Annotated in this window: 14 protein-coding genes; 6 read left to right on the top strand and 8 right to left on the bottom strand. The window is 70.9% G+C overall.

All coding sequences use genetic code 11. The features are described from left to right. Positions 1-36 precede the first annotated feature (36 nt). From hutI to hutU, 4 genes are read right to left on the bottom strand one after another with little or no spacing between them, the layout of a single operon-like run. A complete protein-coding gene (gene hutI / locus CVO96_RS14900) occupies positions 37-1,242 on the bottom strand; it encodes an imidazolonepropionase (RefSeq protein WP_103312897.1) in 1,206 nt (401 codons plus the stop codon). Further along, a complete protein-coding gene (locus tag CVO96_RS14895) occupies positions 1,239-2,177 on the bottom strand; it encodes an arginase family protein (RefSeq protein WP_103312896.1) in 939 nt (312 codons plus the stop codon). The genes hutI and CVO96_RS14895 overlap by 4 nt, the downstream gene beginning before the upstream one ends. A 1-nt stretch (position 2,178) precedes the next feature. Continuing rightward, positions 2,179-2,775, bottom strand: a complete 597-nt coding sequence (locus CVO96_RS14890) for a hypothetical protein (protein ID WP_103312895.1) — start codon at positions 2,773-2,775, stop codon at positions 2,179-2,181. A 4-nt stretch (positions 2,776-2,779) separates the two neighbouring features. Next, positions 2,780-4,483 (bottom strand): urocanate hydratase, encoded by a 1,704-nt coding sequence (gene hutU, locus CVO96_RS14885; protein ID WP_103312894.1) that lies wholly within the window; start codon positions 4,481-4,483, stop codon positions 2,780-2,782. A 118-nt stretch (positions 4,484-4,601) separates the two neighbouring features. On the opposite strand from hutU, the gene CVO96_RS14880 reads away from it, so the two are divergent. Continuing rightward, complete coding sequence (locus tag CVO96_RS14880; protein ID WP_103312893.1) at positions 4,602-5,336, top strand: IclR family transcriptional regulator; 735 nt, start codon at positions 4,602-4,604, stop codon at positions 5,334-5,336. Positions 5,337-5,355: 19 nt separating this feature from the next. Here the strand turns inward: CVO96_RS14880 and sdaAB are convergent, their stop codons facing one another. Further along, on the bottom strand, positions 5,356-6,021 hold the full coding sequence (gene sdaAB, locus CVO96_RS14875; RefSeq protein ID WP_103312892.1) for an L-serine ammonia-lyase, iron-sulfur-dependent subunit beta: 666 nt from the start codon (positions 6,019-6,021) through the stop codon (positions 5,356-5,358). A gap of 15 nt (positions 6,022-6,036) precedes the next feature. After that, positions 6,037-7,569, bottom strand: coding sequence for a lycopene cyclase family protein (locus CVO96_RS14870; protein WP_103312891.1), 1,533 nt, complete (start codon positions 7,567-7,569; stop codon positions 6,037-6,039). Positions 7,570-7,707: 138 nt separating this feature from the next. On the opposite strand from CVO96_RS14870, the gene CVO96_RS14865 reads away from it, so the two are divergent. Beyond that, the gene (locus CVO96_RS14865) at positions 7,708-8,598 is read left to right on the top strand and encodes an alpha/beta hydrolase (protein ID WP_103312890.1); all 891 of its coding nucleotides are present in this window, start codon (positions 7,708-7,710) and stop codon (positions 8,596-8,598) included. A gap of 50 nt (positions 8,599-8,648) precedes the next feature. After that, a complete protein-coding gene (locus CVO96_RS14860) occupies positions 8,649-9,029 on the top strand; it encodes a hypothetical protein (RefSeq protein ID WP_103312889.1) in 381 nt (126 codons plus the stop codon). 535 nt (positions 9,030-9,564) lie between these two features. Here the strand turns inward: CVO96_RS14860 and CVO96_RS14855 are convergent. Then, entirely contained in the window at positions 9,565-10,545 is a 981-nt protein-coding gene (locus CVO96_RS14855; RefSeq protein WP_207795320.1) for a hypothetical protein, read from the bottom strand. A 553-nt stretch (positions 10,546-11,098) separates the two neighbouring features. On the opposite strand from CVO96_RS14855, the gene CVO96_RS14850 reads away from it, so the two are divergent. From CVO96_RS14850 to CVO96_RS21465, 3 genes are all read left to right on the top strand, one after another. After that, positions 11,099-11,617 (top strand): tripartite tricarboxylate transporter TctB family protein, encoded by a 519-nt coding sequence (locus tag CVO96_RS14850; RefSeq protein WP_103312888.1) that lies wholly within the window; start codon positions 11,099-11,101, stop codon positions 11,615-11,617. A gap of 14 nt (positions 11,618-11,631) precedes the next feature. Next, a complete protein-coding gene (locus tag CVO96_RS14845; RefSeq protein ID WP_103313539.1) occupies positions 11,632-13,131 on the top strand; it encodes a tripartite tricarboxylate transporter permease in 1,500 nt (499 codons plus the stop codon). A 284-nt stretch (positions 13,132-13,415) separates the two neighbouring features. Beyond that, positions 13,416-14,930, top strand: a complete 1,515-nt coding sequence (locus CVO96_RS21465; protein ID WP_165795314.1) for an endo alpha-1,4 polygalactosaminidase — start codon at positions 13,416-13,418, stop codon at positions 14,928-14,930. A gap of 300 nt (positions 14,931-15,230) precedes the next feature. Here CVO96_RS21465 and CVO96_RS14835 read toward each other — a convergent pair whose 3' ends face one another. Further along, positions 15,231-16,412, bottom strand: coding sequence for an aminotransferase class V-fold PLP-dependent enzyme (locus CVO96_RS14835; protein WP_103312887.1), 1,182 nt, complete (start codon positions 16,410-16,412; stop codon positions 15,231-15,233). Positions 16,413-16,470: the final 58 nt, after the last annotated feature.

Raw genomic sequence — 16,470 nt, 5'->3', positions numbered from 1 at the left:
GGGGAAGGTTGATAGTTGATGGGTGATGGAAAGAGATCAGAGTGCAGTGCCGCCGACGAAGACGCTTCGCACTGAACTGGCCCCCAGCGTATAGGGCAGGTCGCGCCAGTCGGCACTGTGCAGGGCGAGGAAATCGGCCCGCTGGCCGGGCACGAGGGCGCCCCGGTCGGCGAGGCCCAGCGCAGCGGCCGCGTTCACGGTGGCGGCGCACAGGGCCTCGGCGGGAGTCAGCCCGCACAGGCGCACCGCGAGGGCCAGGGCCATCTGAGCGCTGTACAGCGGAGATGAGCCGGGATTCAGGTCGGTGCCGACCGCCACGGCCGCGCCCGCGTCGATCAGGGCGCGGCCCGGCGCCGCCGGCAGTCCCAGGTGCAGGCTGACGCCCGGCAGCAGGGTCGCCACGGTGCTCGACGCGGCCAGCGCGGCGATCTGCGCGGGGCCGCTGGCCTCCAGGTGATCCACGCTCAGGGCGCCCAGCTCGCAGGCGAGTTCGGTGCCACCGATGGCGTGGAACTGGTCGGCATGAATTTTGACGTGCAGGCCGTTGGCCTTCCCCGCCTGGAGGATGGCGCGGGTTTCGTTCACCGTGAACGCCTCGCGCTCGGTGAACACGTCCACGGCAGCGGCCAGTCCCTCACGCGCCACGCTGGGGATGAGGTCGTGGCACACTGCCTGCACGTACTCCGCCCTGTCCTCCGTGGGAGGGACGTGGATCAGCAGCGTGGGGACGAGCTGAAATTCAGCCTGGAGATCACGGATGGCCCGCAGCATCCTCGATTCAGCGCCAAACTCCATCCCGTACCCGCTCTTGACCTCCACCGTCGTGGCGCCGGAGTGCCGCAGGGCCTGCAGGCGGGGCCGGGCCAGGGTCACGAGGTCGTCCACGCTGGCCGCGCCGGTCGCCCGCATCGAGGAGCGGATGCCCCCGCCCCGCGCGAGAATCTCCTCGTACGGAACGCCAGCGATGCGCGCCTCGAAATCCGCCAGGCGATCCCCCGCCCAGACCGCGTGCGTGTGCGGATCGACGAGCCCCGGAACGACGGCCACGCCGCCCAGGTCGTGCTCGTCCGGGCTGGCCGGGGCGTCGGCGCGCGGCCCGGCCCAGCGGATCACGCCGTCCTGCACCAGCAGCGCCGCGTCGCGAGTGACGTTCAGGTCGCGCATCGCCGCGCCACGCTGCACGCCGGCTGCCGGGGTGACGAGCTGGCCGATGTTCGTGAACAGCGTTCCGGTGCCAGTCATGGCTTCCACCCGGGCTGTGCGGAGTCGGACTCGTCCACGGCGCACAGCGTCTCCATGATCAGCCGGGCGGCCAGCAGTTCGCTCCGGCCGCTGGGGTCGAGGTTCGGGGCCAGTTCCACCACGTCCAGGCCCACGATGGTGTTGTGCCGCGCCGCTGCGGCCAGGATCGCCATGCCCTGCGCGTAGGTCAGGCCGTCCGGTTCGGGGCTGCTGGTGCCGGGGAGGACGCCGGGGTCGAAGCCGTCCACGTCCACGCTGAGGTACAGATTCTTCCCGCGAGGCAGCTGGGCCAGTACGCCCGGAAGGTCGGCGCCCACGTCCGTCATGGGGATCAGGGCGTGCCCGCGTGCCCGCGCTGCCGCGACCGCCTCCGGGTCGAAGCGCAGGCCGCGCAGGCCAATGGTCGTGATGTGCACGAGGTTCGGCAGGGCCTCGCTGGCCCGCCGGAAGGGGCTGGAGTTGCTGTAGCTCGTGTCGTTGCGGACGTCCGTGAAATCCAGGTGGGCGTCCAGTTGCAGGATGTGCAGATCGGGTACGCCCGCGAAGGCGCGCAGGATCGGATACGTGACGCTGTGGTCGCCGCCCAGGAACACCGGAAGGCTGCACTGATCCCGCACCTGTTCCGCCGCCGCGCTGATCCGCTGCCGGGCCAGCTCGGGCTCCAGGCTAGGCAGCACGACGTCGCCCGCGTCGGCAAAAGTGACGCCCGAGAGCCGGGTCACGCCGTCCAGGCCGGTCAGGGGCGGCACCCAGCGCAGACTGGCCTCCCGCAGGGCCCGCGGCGCGAAACGGGCACCGGGCCGGAAGCCCAGGGCGAGGTCGAACGGGATGCCCAGCACCGCGACGTTCGCCCGCCATTCGCCCCCGGGCTCCACGATGGGCGCGCGGGCAAAAGTGGGAATCCCGCCGTAGGGCAGGTGGGGAGGGATGGTCATCTCAAGGGGCCTCACAAGTCTGCTGACCATCCGTGTCTTTCTCGAAAATCCGGGTCAGCGAGGGCACCGCGAGGTGAACTTCGGTTGTGCGGCTGGGTTGCCCTGTGGTCGGGCTATACCAGGCCAGGTTGAGACAGATCTCGTTCTTGGAGGAGTAATTGAAGGCGCGGATGTCCTGAAAGGCGACCTGCCGCAAGCCACCACTCACGTTCCATATCGTGAGCGTGTTGTCGCCGAACCCAATCAGGTAGCTGCCGTCAACAGTCCAAGTGACTTTGAAAACAGCGTCGTTCCTCAACCGATCTACCCGACCATCGGGACGAACGAGATAGACCTCGGAAGCCCACCAGGGAGCCTTGTTTCCAGAGTAATGGACAGCCACGAACTTGCCGGTTCTGTTCGCCTGCACAGTGGGTGGCCCCCACCTGTAGTCGAGATCGGCGTCAGCCCCGGTGATGATCTCGGGCCCCCTGATCTCCACGACCTTGCCCGACATGGTGGTCAGGGTCACCGCCAGGCGAGGATCGAAGCCTCGTTCCTGGGCGCTGACCTGACCGCTGAGGATCAACACCAGGGCCATCGAGACTCGTTTCCCCATGCCCTCATTGTCCACTTCGATCCCCGTCCCCGATCCCCAGGCTCGGCAGATCCAGGCCGCGTTCCTTCGCCACGTCCAGCGCCCGGTCGTAACCGGCGTCGGCGTGGCGGATCACGCCCAGGCCGGGATCGTTGGTCAGGCAGCGGCTCAGGCGTTTAGCGGCCTCGGGGGTGCCGTCGGCCACGGCGACCAGCCCGGCGTGCTGCGAGAAGCCCATGCCCACGCCGCCGCCGTGGTGGAAGCTCATCCAGGCCGCGCCGGACGCGATGCCCACGCCGAAGTTCAGCAGCGGCCAGTCGCTCACGGCGTCCGAGCCGTCTCTCATGGCCTCGGTCTCGCGGTAGGGACTGGCCACGCTGCCGGCATCCAGATGGTCGCGGCCGATCACGATGGGGGCCTTCAGGCGGCCGTCCGCGACCATCTCGTTGAACAGGCGCGCGGCGCGGTCGCGCTCGCGGTAGCCTAGCCAGCAGATGCGCGCCGGCAGGCCCTGGAAGGCGATCTGGCCGGCGGCGTAGCTCAGCCAGGACTGCAGCCGCTCGTCGTCCGGGAACAGCTCCAGCAGGGCGCTGTCCGTGGCGCGGATGTCCTCGGGGTCGCCGGAGAGCGCCACCCAGCGGAAGGGGCCGCGCCCCTCGCAGAAGGAGTCGCGGATGAAGGCGGGCACGAAGCCGGGGTAGTCGAAGGCGTTCTCCACGCCGGCCTCCTGCGCCCGGTGGCGGAGGTTGTTGCCGTAGTCGAAGGCCACCGCGCCGCGGGTCTGAAGGGCGAGGATGGCGCGGACGTGCGCGGCCATCGCCTCGTAGGCCCGTGCCCGGTAGTCGTCCGGCCGCTCCTCACGCAGGGCGGCGGCGTCCTCGTCGGGCGCGAGGATGGGCAGGTAGCCCCACATCGGGTCGTGGGCGCTGGTCTGATCCGTGATCAGATCCGGCGTCCAGTTCAGCTCGACGAGCCGCGGCACCAGCACGGCGGCGTTGCCCTGCACGCCGATGGAGCGGGCGACCCCCTGTGCCCGGTAGCTCTCGGCGCGGGCGATGGCGTCCTCCAGGCTGTGGGCGACCTCATCCAGATAGCGGGTGTCGAGGCGCTTCTGGATGCGCGTGGGGTCGATCTCGATGGTGATGCTGACCCCCCCGGCGAGTTTCACCGCCAGCGGCTGCGCGCCGCCCATGCCGCCCAGCCCGGCGGTCACCGTGACCGTGCCCCTCAGGCTGCCGCCGAAGTGTTTGCGGGCCGCCCCGGCGAAGGTCTCGTAGGTGCCCTGCAGGATGCCCTGGGTGCCGATGTAGATCCAGCTCCCGGCGGTCATCTGGCCGTACATCATCAATCCGGCCCGGTCGAGCCGGTCGAAGGTCTCCCAGGTCGCCCAGTGCGGCACGAGGTTGGAGTTCGCCAGGATCACGCGCGGCGCCCACTCGTGGGTCTTCAGCACCGCGACCGGCTTCCCCGACTGGATCAGCAGGGTCTCGTTGTTCTCCAGCCGGTCGAGGGTCTCCACGATGGTGTGGTACGCCGCCCAGCTGCGCGCCGCCTTGCCGCGCCCGCCGTACACCACCAGGGTCTCCGGATGCTCGGCCACCTCGGGGTCGAGGTTGTTCATCAACATGCGCTTGGCGGCCTCCTGAATCCAGCCCCTGGCCGTTCGCTCGGGGCCACGCGGCGCGCGGATGGCGGGGACATCGGACGGGCTGGCAGCGGTCTGGGTCATGGGCACTCCTGGGAGACGCGGGGTGAGGTGCACGCATCGTCCTCCCCGCCGCGGCGGGCCGCCAGCGGATCTTCCGGATTATCCGGAAAGCTGGGCCGAGAGCCGGTACAGTGGCCCCATGCCGCGCACCCACGCCACCGTCGATCAGGCTGTGCGGCTGCTCTCCCTCTTCGACGCCGACCGCAGCGAGTGGTCGCTGAGCGATCTGGCGCGGCACCTGGGCCAGCCGACCTCCACCGTCCACGAGGGCCTGAGCACGCTGGCCGCGGCCGGGCTGCTGAGCCGGGTGGGGCGGGGCCGCTACCGCCTGGGCTGGCGCCTGCTGAAGCTGAGCAGCGCCCTGTACGGCTCGCTGCCCTGGTACGCCCCGGCCCACGAGGCGATGGAGCGCCTAGCGCGCGGCACCCACCTGCTGGCCTTCCTGTGCGTACTGGACGGAGACCGCGTGCTGTGCGTGGCCCGCTCGGTACAGGGACGGGACGGGCCGCCGGTGGCCGGTGAACTCGACTTCGAACTCCCGGCCCACGCCACCGCGAGCGGCAAGCTGCTGCTGGCGCTGGCCGGACAGCCCCTCCCGCAGCCGGCCCCGGCCCTCACGTCGCGCACGCTGACCACGCCCGAACAGTGGCAGGCCGAGACCGCGCGCCTCCGGGCGCACGGCCACGCGCACAGCCAGGACGAATGGGCGACGGGCACCAGCAGCCTCGCCGCGCCGATCCGGGGTGAGGGGAACGCCGTGCTGGCCGCGCTGGGCCTGAGCCTGCCCACGCCACGCCTGAGGGAACACGACACCCTGCTGCGCGCCCTGCAGGACGCCGCCGCCGAGGTGAGCTGGGCGCTGGGCCACCGCTAGGGCGGCAGCGACCCGGCGCTCAGCCGTCCATCAGTTTCGGCAGCATCCGCACCCAGTTCACGTCCGGCCAGCGGTTCAGGAACGCCAGGGCCTCGGCACTCAGCGCCTGATCGAGTTCGATCGCCAGCAGCGCCTGGCCCCCGCGCGTCTCGCGGGTACAGGTCAGCGTGGCGATGTTCACCCCGTCGGCGGCGACCGTGCTGGCGATGCGGGCGATCATGCCCACGGCGTCGGTGTAGCGCAGCAGCACGGTGGGGCTGGCCCCGCTGAAGTTGACGCCCAGCCCCTGAACCTGGCTGACCTGGATCACGCCGCCGCCCGTGCTGCTGCCCTGCAGGGTGAGCCGCTGCTGCTCGCCCCGCAGGTCGATGTGCGCGGTATTCGGGTGGACGTCCCCCAGGTCGACGTCGCGGAACTCGCAGTTCAGCCCGGCCGCCTGGGCCTCCTGAAAGGCGTGGGGCAGCCGGGCGTCGTCGGGCCGGTAGCCCAGCAAGCCCGCGACCAGCGCCAGATGCGTGCCGTGGCCACGCCCAGTCTTGGCGAAGCTGGCGTGCAGGCCGATGGTCGCCTGCCGGGGTGCCTCGCCCAGCAGGTGGTGGGCCACCAGGCCCAGACGGCAGGCCCCCGCCGTGTGGCTGGAACTGGGGCCGATCATGACAGGGCCGATCATGTCGAGCAGGGACATGCGGCCAGTATGCGCCTACTCCTGCTGCCCGGCCAGCGGCGCGAGATTGTCCCGCAACTCCTGGAATTTCTCCTGCTGGTCGGCCTGGGGGTCGAGGCCGTTGGCGTCCGTGCTGCCGGTCGAGCCCTGCATCCCCTCCTCAACGGTCTCGGTCTGGTCGAGGTCTTCGCGCTGCAGGGTGGCGTCGTCGTGCTGGGCGTCCATGGATCTGGTCATGGCTCCAGGGTGCCGCGCCGCTGCAGGAGATAGGTGGGAGGGCGGGGAAGGTCTCTTCATCGCCGCGCTCAGGGCGCGCACGCTCACGCCCGCGTCGGCCACTCCGGCCGCGGCCAGGGGGCGGCGCACGCTCCAGGGCGCGCCGGCGAACACCTGTAGCATGGTGCGGGCCAGCGGGCCGGTCGGCGTGCGGGGATCGAGGAACGCCTGCCACTGGGGCGCGCCCAGCCGGAAGAAACTCTGGAAGAAGGCGGGCAGGGCATCCCCCGGCAGGGCCAGCAGGGCGCGCACGCCCAGCAGATGCAGGTCGCGGGCCGCGCGGCGTTCCGGCGGCCACAGGGCGTCCCAGCCGGCCTGCGCCGCGTCCGTGCCGGAGGCCAGGGCCTGGGCGAGCGCCTGGGCCACCACCGGAGCGTCCTGCAGCGCGCCCGACACCTGAAAGCCGCTGATGGGATGCACCAGCCCGGCCGCCGCGCCGAAGGCCAGCACCGGGCCGGGGGCAGGAGCGGCCGCGTTCATGGGAAAGGCGACCCACTCGCTGGACTCGGTCTGGTGGGGGGGCGTCCCCGCTTCCTCCAGGCGGGCCCGCAGGCGGCGTTCCAGAAAGCCGCGATCCGGGGCGGGGCGCGCGATCAGGCTGGTCTCCTCGACGAAGTAGCGGTCGCCGCCGAGGTGCATGGCGTACAGGAAGGTGGGCAGGCGGGGCGGGTGTGCCGGGCCCCGGTAGTCCATCCAGACCATCGCGCCGGGGGCGATGGGAGGCCGCCTGAAGCGGGCCACCAGCCCGAAGGCGGTCTGGAAGGCGGGGCCGCCCGGAAACTGCAGCGGGTTGACCACGGCGCCGTGGCCGGAGGCGTCCACGACCACGCGGGCAGGCCAGCGCTCTCCCCCGGCGCCGTGGACGACCGCCGCGCCGCCCGGCCCCCTGGCGTCCACATCGACCGTCCGCACCGTTCCCAGCGTCCAGTGCAGGCCCTCTCCGGCACGTTCCAGCAGCGCCCGGAGCAGGCGGGCGTTGTCCAGCAGGGCGTAGGGACGCAGCAGGGGCGTGGGCTTGGGGCCGGTGTAGACCCGCACGTCTGTCCAGACCTGGGCCGCGCAGGCCTGGGCCCAGGCGGGCAGGGCGTCCAGCCAGGCGCCGTAGGTGGGCCGGAAGGGGGTGGGCGCATGGGGCGCGACCACGCGCACGCTCAGCTGCCGGGCACACAGCTCGGCGGCCAGCGCCAGCGCGGCGGGGCCGCCTCCGATAATCAGCACGTCGGTCGGCCCCGGCCCACCAGGCGGTGGCCCTTCGCGCGGTGGCCGGGTGGGCTGTGGGGCGGTGTCGGTCACTCGGGGCAGGCTAGCGCGGCCGACCCGTTGCGGAGTGTGGGACTGCACCCCTGCGCCCGGCCGTGGGTCAACGGACGGTCAAGGCGGACTGTGGGCTGCTGTGAGGTGGCCCCGGCGGCGGCGCTCTAGCCTGAGCCCATGAAGCTCTGCTCCAAGACCACGCTGCCCCGACCTCTCCTGTTCGCCGCCGGCGCCCTGACGCTGGGCCTGACCCTGGCCGCCTGCTCACAGCAGAGCGCCCAGGACACGCTGAACCGCGCCGTCTCGACCAGCGGCCTGACCGTGACCCAGAACGTGCCCTACGGCCCGGACGGCCGCAACCGCATGGACGTGTACGCGCCGCAGAACGCCCAGGGCGCGCCGGTGGTGCTGTTCATCCACGGCGGCTCCTGGGAGGGCGGGGACAAGGACGGCCACAAGTTCGTGGGCGAGTCGCTGGCCCGCGCCGGCTACGTGACCGCGGTCATGAGCTACCGCCTGGCGCCGAAGAACCGCTATCCCACCTACGTGCAGGACGCCGCTCAGGCCCTCAAGGTGTTGCGCGAGCGGGCGAAGTCCTTCGGCGGCAATCCGGAGAACCTGTTCGTCTCCGGGCACTCGGCCGGCGCCTTCAACGCGGTCGAGATGGTCGACAACGAGCGCTGGCTGCGCGAGGCGGGAGTGCCGGTCTCGGCGGTGCGCGGCGTGATCGGGATCGCCGGGCCCTATTCCTACGACTTCCGCGAGTTCGCCAGCCGCCGCGCCTTCCCCGAGGGCGCCACGCCGGATCAGGTGATGCCCGACCGCCACGTGCGGCCGGACGCGCCGCCCCACCTGCTGCTGGTGGCCGCCAACGATACGACCGTCTATCCGCAGAACGCCATCAACATGGAAGCCGCGCTGAAGAAGGCCGGGGTGCCGGTCACGCGCACCGTGCTGCCCCGCCTGAACCACATCACCATCATCGCGGCGATGGCCCGCCCGCTGACCCTGCTGGGCGGCACCCGGCAGGCCGTCATCGGCTTCATCGAGGCCCACCGCCTGCGCTGAACAGCGGCAGCGGGCCGGGCTTCACATCTCGCGGGCGTTAGCATGGCCCCATGCTGCGCCCCGCGCTCCGTCTGACCCTGCTGTGCCTGCTCGCCGCGCCGCTCACGGCCTGCCGGTACGCCTTCGTGCCCGCTGTGCCCACGCCGGTCGAGGTGGCCCTGCCGGTTCGGGTGACCACCGCGACCCTGGTGCGCCAGGGAGACGTCCTGACCGTGCAGGCGCAGGTGGACGGCCGCTTCGAACCGGATTACCTGAGGGTGCAGTGGTTCGACGGCAGCCGCAGCCTGGGCCAGGACTCGGTGTACCTGGACGCCGCCCAGCGCCGCGCGAGCTTCCGGCTGGACGCTCCCCAGAAGGGCGCCTACCGGGCCGTGCTGTCGTTCGGCGGGGTGGTGCTGCGCCAGGTCGAACTGTACGAGGTTCAGCCCTGAAACGAAGTTTAGCCGAGCCCTGAAGTCAGTCGGAGAGGTGGAGCGGACTGGCGAGCTTGATCAATGATCCGGACAGTCTCTTCACACCATCACTGAACAATTCGGTTCCTGCTGTCTGGGACGCCATCTGCGTCGCCCCCCTCTGCTGTGCAGCTCGCCGAGTCCCAGCCTTCCCCATAAGGTGGGAGGGGCTGATACGGGACTGAAGTGATGGCGAGACATGGCGGAGTCGCCATCAGCAGACCCCTCACCCCAACCCTCTGCTTCGCAGCTCTGCGAGCCTCCCCTGGGGAGAGGGAGTCGAAGACCTGCGAAGCAGAGGGAGCCGCAACGCGGCGGAAGGGTGAGGGGTCTTGGATGTCGCAGGATCACTTTAACTTCGTAGTAGAAACTCGTTTCGATCGCATTCGAAAAGAGACTCACTCCAAGACTGTCCAAACCACTGGGGATATGGATGTCGCTCCATCAAGGAAATGCCGTGGGAGAGGTGGAGTCCAGCACCGGGTTCGGCCTGGGCGGCCTGGAAACCCTGAGATCAGCGCTCCGACGGGCTGGGACGGGGCAAGCCGGGGTCAGGCTGGCTCGGGTCTGGCCGGTGTGCGTCTGGCCGGTCGGACGGTGATAGGGCCGCGTCCTGGGTTTTCCAGGTCTGCAGGATCACGTTCGTCCTGGCCGTGACCCAGTTCAGCGCGTCGCTGCCGGGCCGGGTCACGGCGCCGTGATCCTCGCGGGCCGACACGAAGCGTTCGAGGCCGCCCGTGGTGCCGTCCAGCCGCCGGTTGGCCGACAGCTCGAACAGGTAATTGACCGGCAGGCCCCCACTCGCGCCGGTTCTGGACGGCAGGCGCTTGCTCTGGACTTCCAGGTTGCGCGCCACGTTGGGCCACACGATGTCCTTGTACGCCACGCCGCGCCCCTTCACGTTCACCTTGTCGCAGGCGGCGCGGGCCGAGGGCAGTCCTTCCGGCGGGGCGGGAACGTCGCGCAGGGCGGCGCCGTAATCGCTGCCCCAGGCCACACAGATGCCGTCCAGATCGATCTGCAGCGCGAAGGGCACCTGCGGGTAGCGGCGCGTCAGCAGGTGCGACCAGACCACGCCGTGCGAGTGGGCCAGCATCACCACCCGTGGGGGGCGCGGCCCGCCCAGCCAGCCACGGTTCATCCGGTCGAAGTCGGCCAGCAGGGATTCGAAGCCTCGCTGCGCCGTCGCCAGATAGGGCGACTGGGCCAGGGCCGCCGGGTGGCTGGCGTATCCGGCGACCTGCACGCGGTAGCCGGCAGCGGAGATGGTGTCGGCCAGTCTGTCCAGGGTGCCCCGCGAACTCAGGTAATCCCAGTTGTCACGCGGCGACACGCAGGGCGGCGCACAGCGGCCCGAGATGCTCAGGACGACCACATCGGGGGCCGGGCCGTCCAGCGCCAGGGGGGCCGCCCGGAAGGGATGGATCACCAAATTCGGCGCACACCCCACCAGCATCAGCAGGAGACTCAGGAGCAGGGGGGCCAGGGGACGCACGGGCACCCAGTGTAGAGCGCGGATCGGGGGAGATTCCAGGGACGCCTTCCAGGGGCGACCGGACAGCCGCGTCCTGGCCCACCGGCGCCGCCCCGTGCGCGGTGCTCGCCGCCGTGCGTTCCGGGCACGGAAGCATCGGATACGGAAAACGACGTGCTGGCGGGGCCGCAGTATTGATCGTGGGGTGGCCGGCGCGTAGGCTGGAAGCGACCAGTTCGCCCAGGGGGCGGCGCTGGCCCTCCCCCGGAGGTCGACCATGAACGTCAGTAGATCGGCCCCGCTGCCTACCAGATTGGTCGATGCAGATTCGACCCTGGATCACGTGCCCTTCGACGTCGCCGATCCTGGTTCGGGGCGCGGCGGGGGTCGGGCATCCCTTTCCCCTCCCCAACGCCATTCCCCTATGCCGCAGCGTTCGCGTCCGGGTCTGAGGTGTCCATGAGCGGCGCCAGGCTCGGCGGCCCGAGGTGCAGGGGACTCCCGCAGGACACCGGCCTGCTGAACCCGGCCCGCTCCCCCGCCCCGTCCGGTCGCCCGCCACGAGGAGCCCTGCATGTCTGACCCCTCCCGCCCATCACCCCCTGATCCGCCGCGCGCTCCCAGCGTCCCCGACCTGCTGATGGCGCTGGGCGTCACGCTGCTCGGCGCGCTGCTGCTGTACGGCACGCTCCGGATTCCCCCCGGCACCGACGCGGTGGTGGGCCCGCGCGTCTTCCCGCTGACCGTCTCGCTGGGCACGCTGGCGCTGGGCACGTGGCTGGCCGTGCTCACCCTGCGCGGCGAGCGGGCCGGGCCGGCTGGGGCCCCGGACACCAGTCCAGACGCTCCGGCCGATCTGAAGGCCCCCGGCCTCATCCTGGGCGGGTTCCTGCTGGGCATGGTGCTGATCCCGCCGCTGGGCTTCGTGCCCGGCACGGCCCTGATGGCGTTCTGCGTGGCCCTGGCCCTCGGCGAACGGCGCTGGGCGCTGATGGTCGGAGTGGCCCTGCTGCTCGCCGTGCTGATCTTCCTGGTCTTCACGCGGGGCCTGGGCCTGAGCCTGCCGGCCGGCGTGCTCGGGGGCCTCCTGTAGTGGAGGCCCTGATAGTGGAGACCCTGAGTGCACTGCTCGGCGGGTTCGGCACCGCCCTGAGCCCCGCGAATCTGCTGTGGGCGCTGATCGGGGTCACGCTGGGCACGCTGGTGGGGGTGCTCTCCAGCCCAAGCCCTGGCCCCGGTCTCGGCCCGGCACTCACCGTGGCGCTGCTGCTGCCGGTCACGGCCAGGCTCCCCCCGGTCAGCGCCTTCATCATGTTCGCCGGCGTCTATTACGGCGGGATGTCATGGGACTCGGCCGCCTCCAGCCTGCGGGACACGCCGCGCGAGGCGGCCCCCCCCATCCCGGCGCTGGAGGGACACCGGAGGGCGCGGCGGGGCCGGGCGGCGGCGCTGGCGACAGCCGCCACCGGCTCGTTCGTCGCGGGCATCATCGCCGCCACCCTGCTTACCCTCGTCACGCCGGCCATCGCGAGGGTGGCGGTGACCATGCCGGCCAGCGCCAGCTTCATGCTCATCCTGCTGGTCTTCGTGATGGTCTCGGCCACCTTTACGCGCTCTCCCCTGCGCGGGCTGATCAGCCTCTTCCTGGGCCTGACGATCGCGCTGATCGGCGCCGACCCACAGGGCGGACCGCCGCGCTTTACCCTGGGCCGCCCGGAACTGCTCGACGGCATCGACTTCAGCACGGTGGTGATCGGCTTGCTCGCCGTCGGCGAGACGCTGTACGTGGCGAGCCGCCCCGGCCGGGTTCAGGACGGGTTCAGGCTGCGCGGCGGGGGCGCCATGACCCGCGGGGACTGGCGCCGCTCGTGGAACCCCTGGCTGCGCGGCGCGGTTCTGGGCTTCCCCCTCGGCGCGCTTGCGACCGGCGACGCCGACCTCCCCACCCGCCTGAGCCTCACCCTTGAACGACGCCTCGGCCGACATCCGGAAGCGTCTGGCGGGAGCGTCATCGAGGACGTGGCGGGGCCGGGAGCGGCGAACGCCGCCTCGGTGGCCGGGGTGCTGCTGCCGCTGCTGACGCTGGGGCTGCCCACCAGCGCGACCGCCGCCATCCTGCTGGCCGCCTTCCAGCAGTACGACCTGCAGCCGGGGCCCCTGCTGTTCGTGACCAACGCCACGCTGGTGTGGGCGCTGATCGCCTCCCTGTACATCGGCAGCGCCTTGCTGCTGCTGAACCTGCCGCTGGCAGCCGTCTGGGCGAGGCTCGCGTCCATTCCCCGCGCCTACCTGTATGCCGGCATCCTGGTGCTGAGCACGGTGGGCGTGTATTCGCTGAACAACTCGGTGTTCGACCTGTTCCTGCTGGCGGTCTTCGGAGTCGTCGGCTTCCTGATGCGCCGCTTCGACCTCCCGCTCACGCCCGCGATCATCGGCGTGGTGCTGGGGCCGACTGCCGAAGGCCTCGTCCGCACCGCGCTTCAACAGAGTGGGGGGCAGGTCGGCCTCCTCGTCCGGCAGCCGCTCACGGCCCTGCTGCTGCTGGGCGTGGCCCTGGCGCTGGCCCTGCCGCCGGTGCTGGGGCGGCGCACGAGGCGACGTGGCTGAGGGTTGGCCTACAATGTGACGTGCACTACTTTTTAGGAATCGGGGCAGGCTTCAACACCGCTGTTCCTCCGGGGGTATCCGACGGGGGCAGAGCCTTTAGACAGGCGGTCAGATGTGAACTCACTGAGTCCTCAGCTGATCGGGCGACTCCTGTCTGAATCTTTATCGAGAAGAATTGAGCCGATTTTCATCAGTTTCACATCTCATAAAGCTGTCTAAGACCGCCGGATTAAATGTCGGATTTCCCCACATCGGTGCATTAAGCCTCCTTAATCTTGGCGGCTATGAGAAGGAACCTTCCCCTCGGCCGATCATCCTCACCCCTCCTGCTCCTGGGAGCAGTCGCCCTCCTGAGCGGATGCGGCGGCCCGCTCAGCGCACCTCAGGAGGCCCTGGCGGGCGGCGTCCCCTCGGCCCGGGACATCACCACCGACACGCCCCTGGGCGGGCTCGCCCTGAGCATCGTGGCCGGCAACAACGCGGTCACCGGCCGAACCTGGACACAGGCCACCAACGGCTATGGGCCGGTCGAACTGAACCGCAGCAACGGTGAGGCCACGGCTGGAGACGGCCGCACCCTGACGCTGAACGGGAAGACCTACAGCAAGGGCTACGGCGTCCATGCCACGTCCCGGCTGGCCTTCGCCGTGGGCGGGCAGTGCCCGACCTTCACGGCCGACATCGGCGTCGACGACGAGGTGGGCAGCAGGGGCAGCGTGGTCTTCCAGGTGTTCGGCGACGGCGTGAAGCTGTACGACTCCGGCACCATGACCGGCGCCACCGCCACCCGGTCCATCAAGGTGAACATCGCCGGACGCAGCACCCTGTCGATGGTCGTGACCGACGCCGGCAATGGCAACGCCTACGATCACGCCGACTGGGCCGTGCCCACGCTGCTGGGCTGTCTGTCCACGGCGCAGACCGTCCCCCCGGCGCCTGCACCCGCTCCTGCACCGGCCCCAGCGCCCGCACCAGCACCAGCGCCCACACCGACCCCCGCACCAGCGCCAGCGCCGGCTCCGGCCTCGCCCTCGGGCATCCGGCTGCCGCCTGCCGGCACCGTGGCCTGGGACTGGCAGATCAGCGCGGGCACCGACGCGGACATCGTGGTACCCGCCGGCGTCCGGCTCATGGATGTCGACGGCTTCGGCACCTCGGCCGCCAAGGTGGCTCAGATGAACGCGCAGGGGATCTACACGGTCTGCTACATCAACGCCGGGAGCTACCAGCCGGGCCTGCCCGATTCCGGCCAGTATCCGGAGTACCTGAAGATTCAGGCCGATCCAGGCTGGCCGGGGGAGTACTTCCTGGACGTGACTGACGTGTTCAAGGCGAACTCCGTGCTCGCCACCATCCTGAACAACCGGTTGAAGATGTGCGCCGACAAGGGCTTCGCGGCGGTCGAACCCGACAATCTGCAGAATGACGAGAACGTCAGCGGTGGGCGCATCACGACCCAGCAGCAGATCGACTTCAACGGCTGGGTGGCCGACCGCGCCCACGCCTACGGGCTGGCCGTGTTCCAGAAGAACGGGCCCGACAAGATCCTGCTGAAAGACCGCACGGGCAAGATGATGGTCGAGAAGTTCGACGGCATCCTGAACGAGGAATGCCAGCAGTATGGCGAGTGCGGCCCGCTGTCCGAGTACGTCAAGCGCGGCAAGCTGGCCCTGAACGCCGAGTATGAGGGCACCCTGGACTGCGAGCTGTCCCGGTCGCTGAACATCAACTCCATCAAGCGCGATCTCGACCTGCGCGGCGCGAAGATGAGCGGCTACACCCGGCAGGCCTGCAACTGATCACCTGACGATCTCTGGAGGAACAGCCGCGACGGAGCGTTCGGCAGGACAGGCCGTCAATCCAGACACCAGATCAGCACCCTCCAGATCAGCCCCACAGACCTGAGCGGCCCGCCACCGGTTTCCACCGTGGCGGGCCGCTCACTTTGTTCCAGACCCTCCAGGCCCGCTGCGCGATGGCCTCGCTGCTGGAGAAGCGGGTCGAGTCTCCTCCACGTGGCCTGCGACGGCCCGCAGTCCCCGGCCCTGTCCCATGGCCTCGGCAGATGATCCCGGTGCCGCCGGTTCCAGCCGCACTGGTCAGCCCTTCAACGCCGCCCAGGCGGCCTGCACCGCCACGCCCCTCTCGAAGGCCACGCCCAGCCCCGCGAAGGCGTCTTCCAGAATGCCGGCGATCGCCAGGGCGTCGTAGCGGTCGGCGTAGCCCATGGTGCTCACGCGGAACACCGTGTCTTCAAACGGGGCCTGACCGGGCAGGGCGCGCTGGCCCATGTCGGCGAGGCGGGCGGCGACCTGCCGGCCCGTGAGGCCGGGGGGCGACGTCAGGACGGCCACGGCGGGGCTGGTACGCGGGGCCCAGGCGGGGGCACCCAGGGCCGCGCCGGCGGCGATCAGGGCGTCGGTCTTGCGGCGCTGCTCGGCCCACAGCACGTCCAGCGGCACCGCCAGCAGGCGTTCCAGGGCGCTGCTCAGGGCATAGATCAGGTTGATCGCCGGGGTCTGCGGGGTGTTGCCGGCCTTTTGCCCGGCCAGCTCGCGGGTCATGTCGAGGTAGAAGCCGCGCGGGGTGTCCCTGACCATGCGGGCCTGCACCTCCGGGCTGAACAGCACGAAACCCAGGCCCGGCGGGGTCGCGGTGCCCTTCTGGCTGCCGGACACGATCACGTCCACGCCCCAGGCGCCCGGACGCAGCTCCGCCACGCCGTAGGACGTGATGCAGTCCGTGATGACGATCAGGTCAGGGTTGCCGGCCTTCGCCGCCACCGCGATCGCCTCCAGGTCGTGCAGGGCGCCGGTGCTGGTCTCGGAGTGGGTGATCAGCAGGGTGTGGGCGCCCCTGGCAGCGTCGGCCACCTCCTGCGCGTCCAGCACCTGGCCCCAGGGCTTCGCCACGACCCCCGTGTCGTAGCCCAGGCGGGCGGCCATCTCGCCCCAGCGCTCGCTGAACTTCCCGGCCTGGGCGTTCACGACCCTGGCACCGACCGGCGTGGTGCTGACCAGCGCGCCCTCGAAGGCGCCGGTGCCGCTGCTGGTCGTGATCACGGCGTCGTAGGGGTCGCCCAGCAGGGCCGTGAGCTGGGCGCGGGCCTGCATCAGCTTCTCGATGCCCGCCGCCGCGCGGTGGTGCATCTGGGGCTGGGCCAGCTCCAGCAGCACGCGCGGATCGACCTCGACCGGGCCGGGCGCGATCAGGCGCTCCCGGTTCAGCGGCGTGTGCTCGGGCAGGGCGGTGGCCGGGGGCGCGGGCGCGGTCTGGGTCATGCTCCCCAGGGTAGTCCGCGGGAGGCCGCGCGGGGCCCAGGCGTCTGACCTGCCCTGG

The organism is Deinococcus koreensis, assembly GCF_002901445.1.
Classification (GTDB): domain Bacteria; phylum Deinococcota; class Deinococci; order Deinococcales; family Deinococcaceae; genus Deinococcus; species Deinococcus koreensis.
This window is presented reverse-complemented; position numbering and strand designations above follow the sequence as displayed.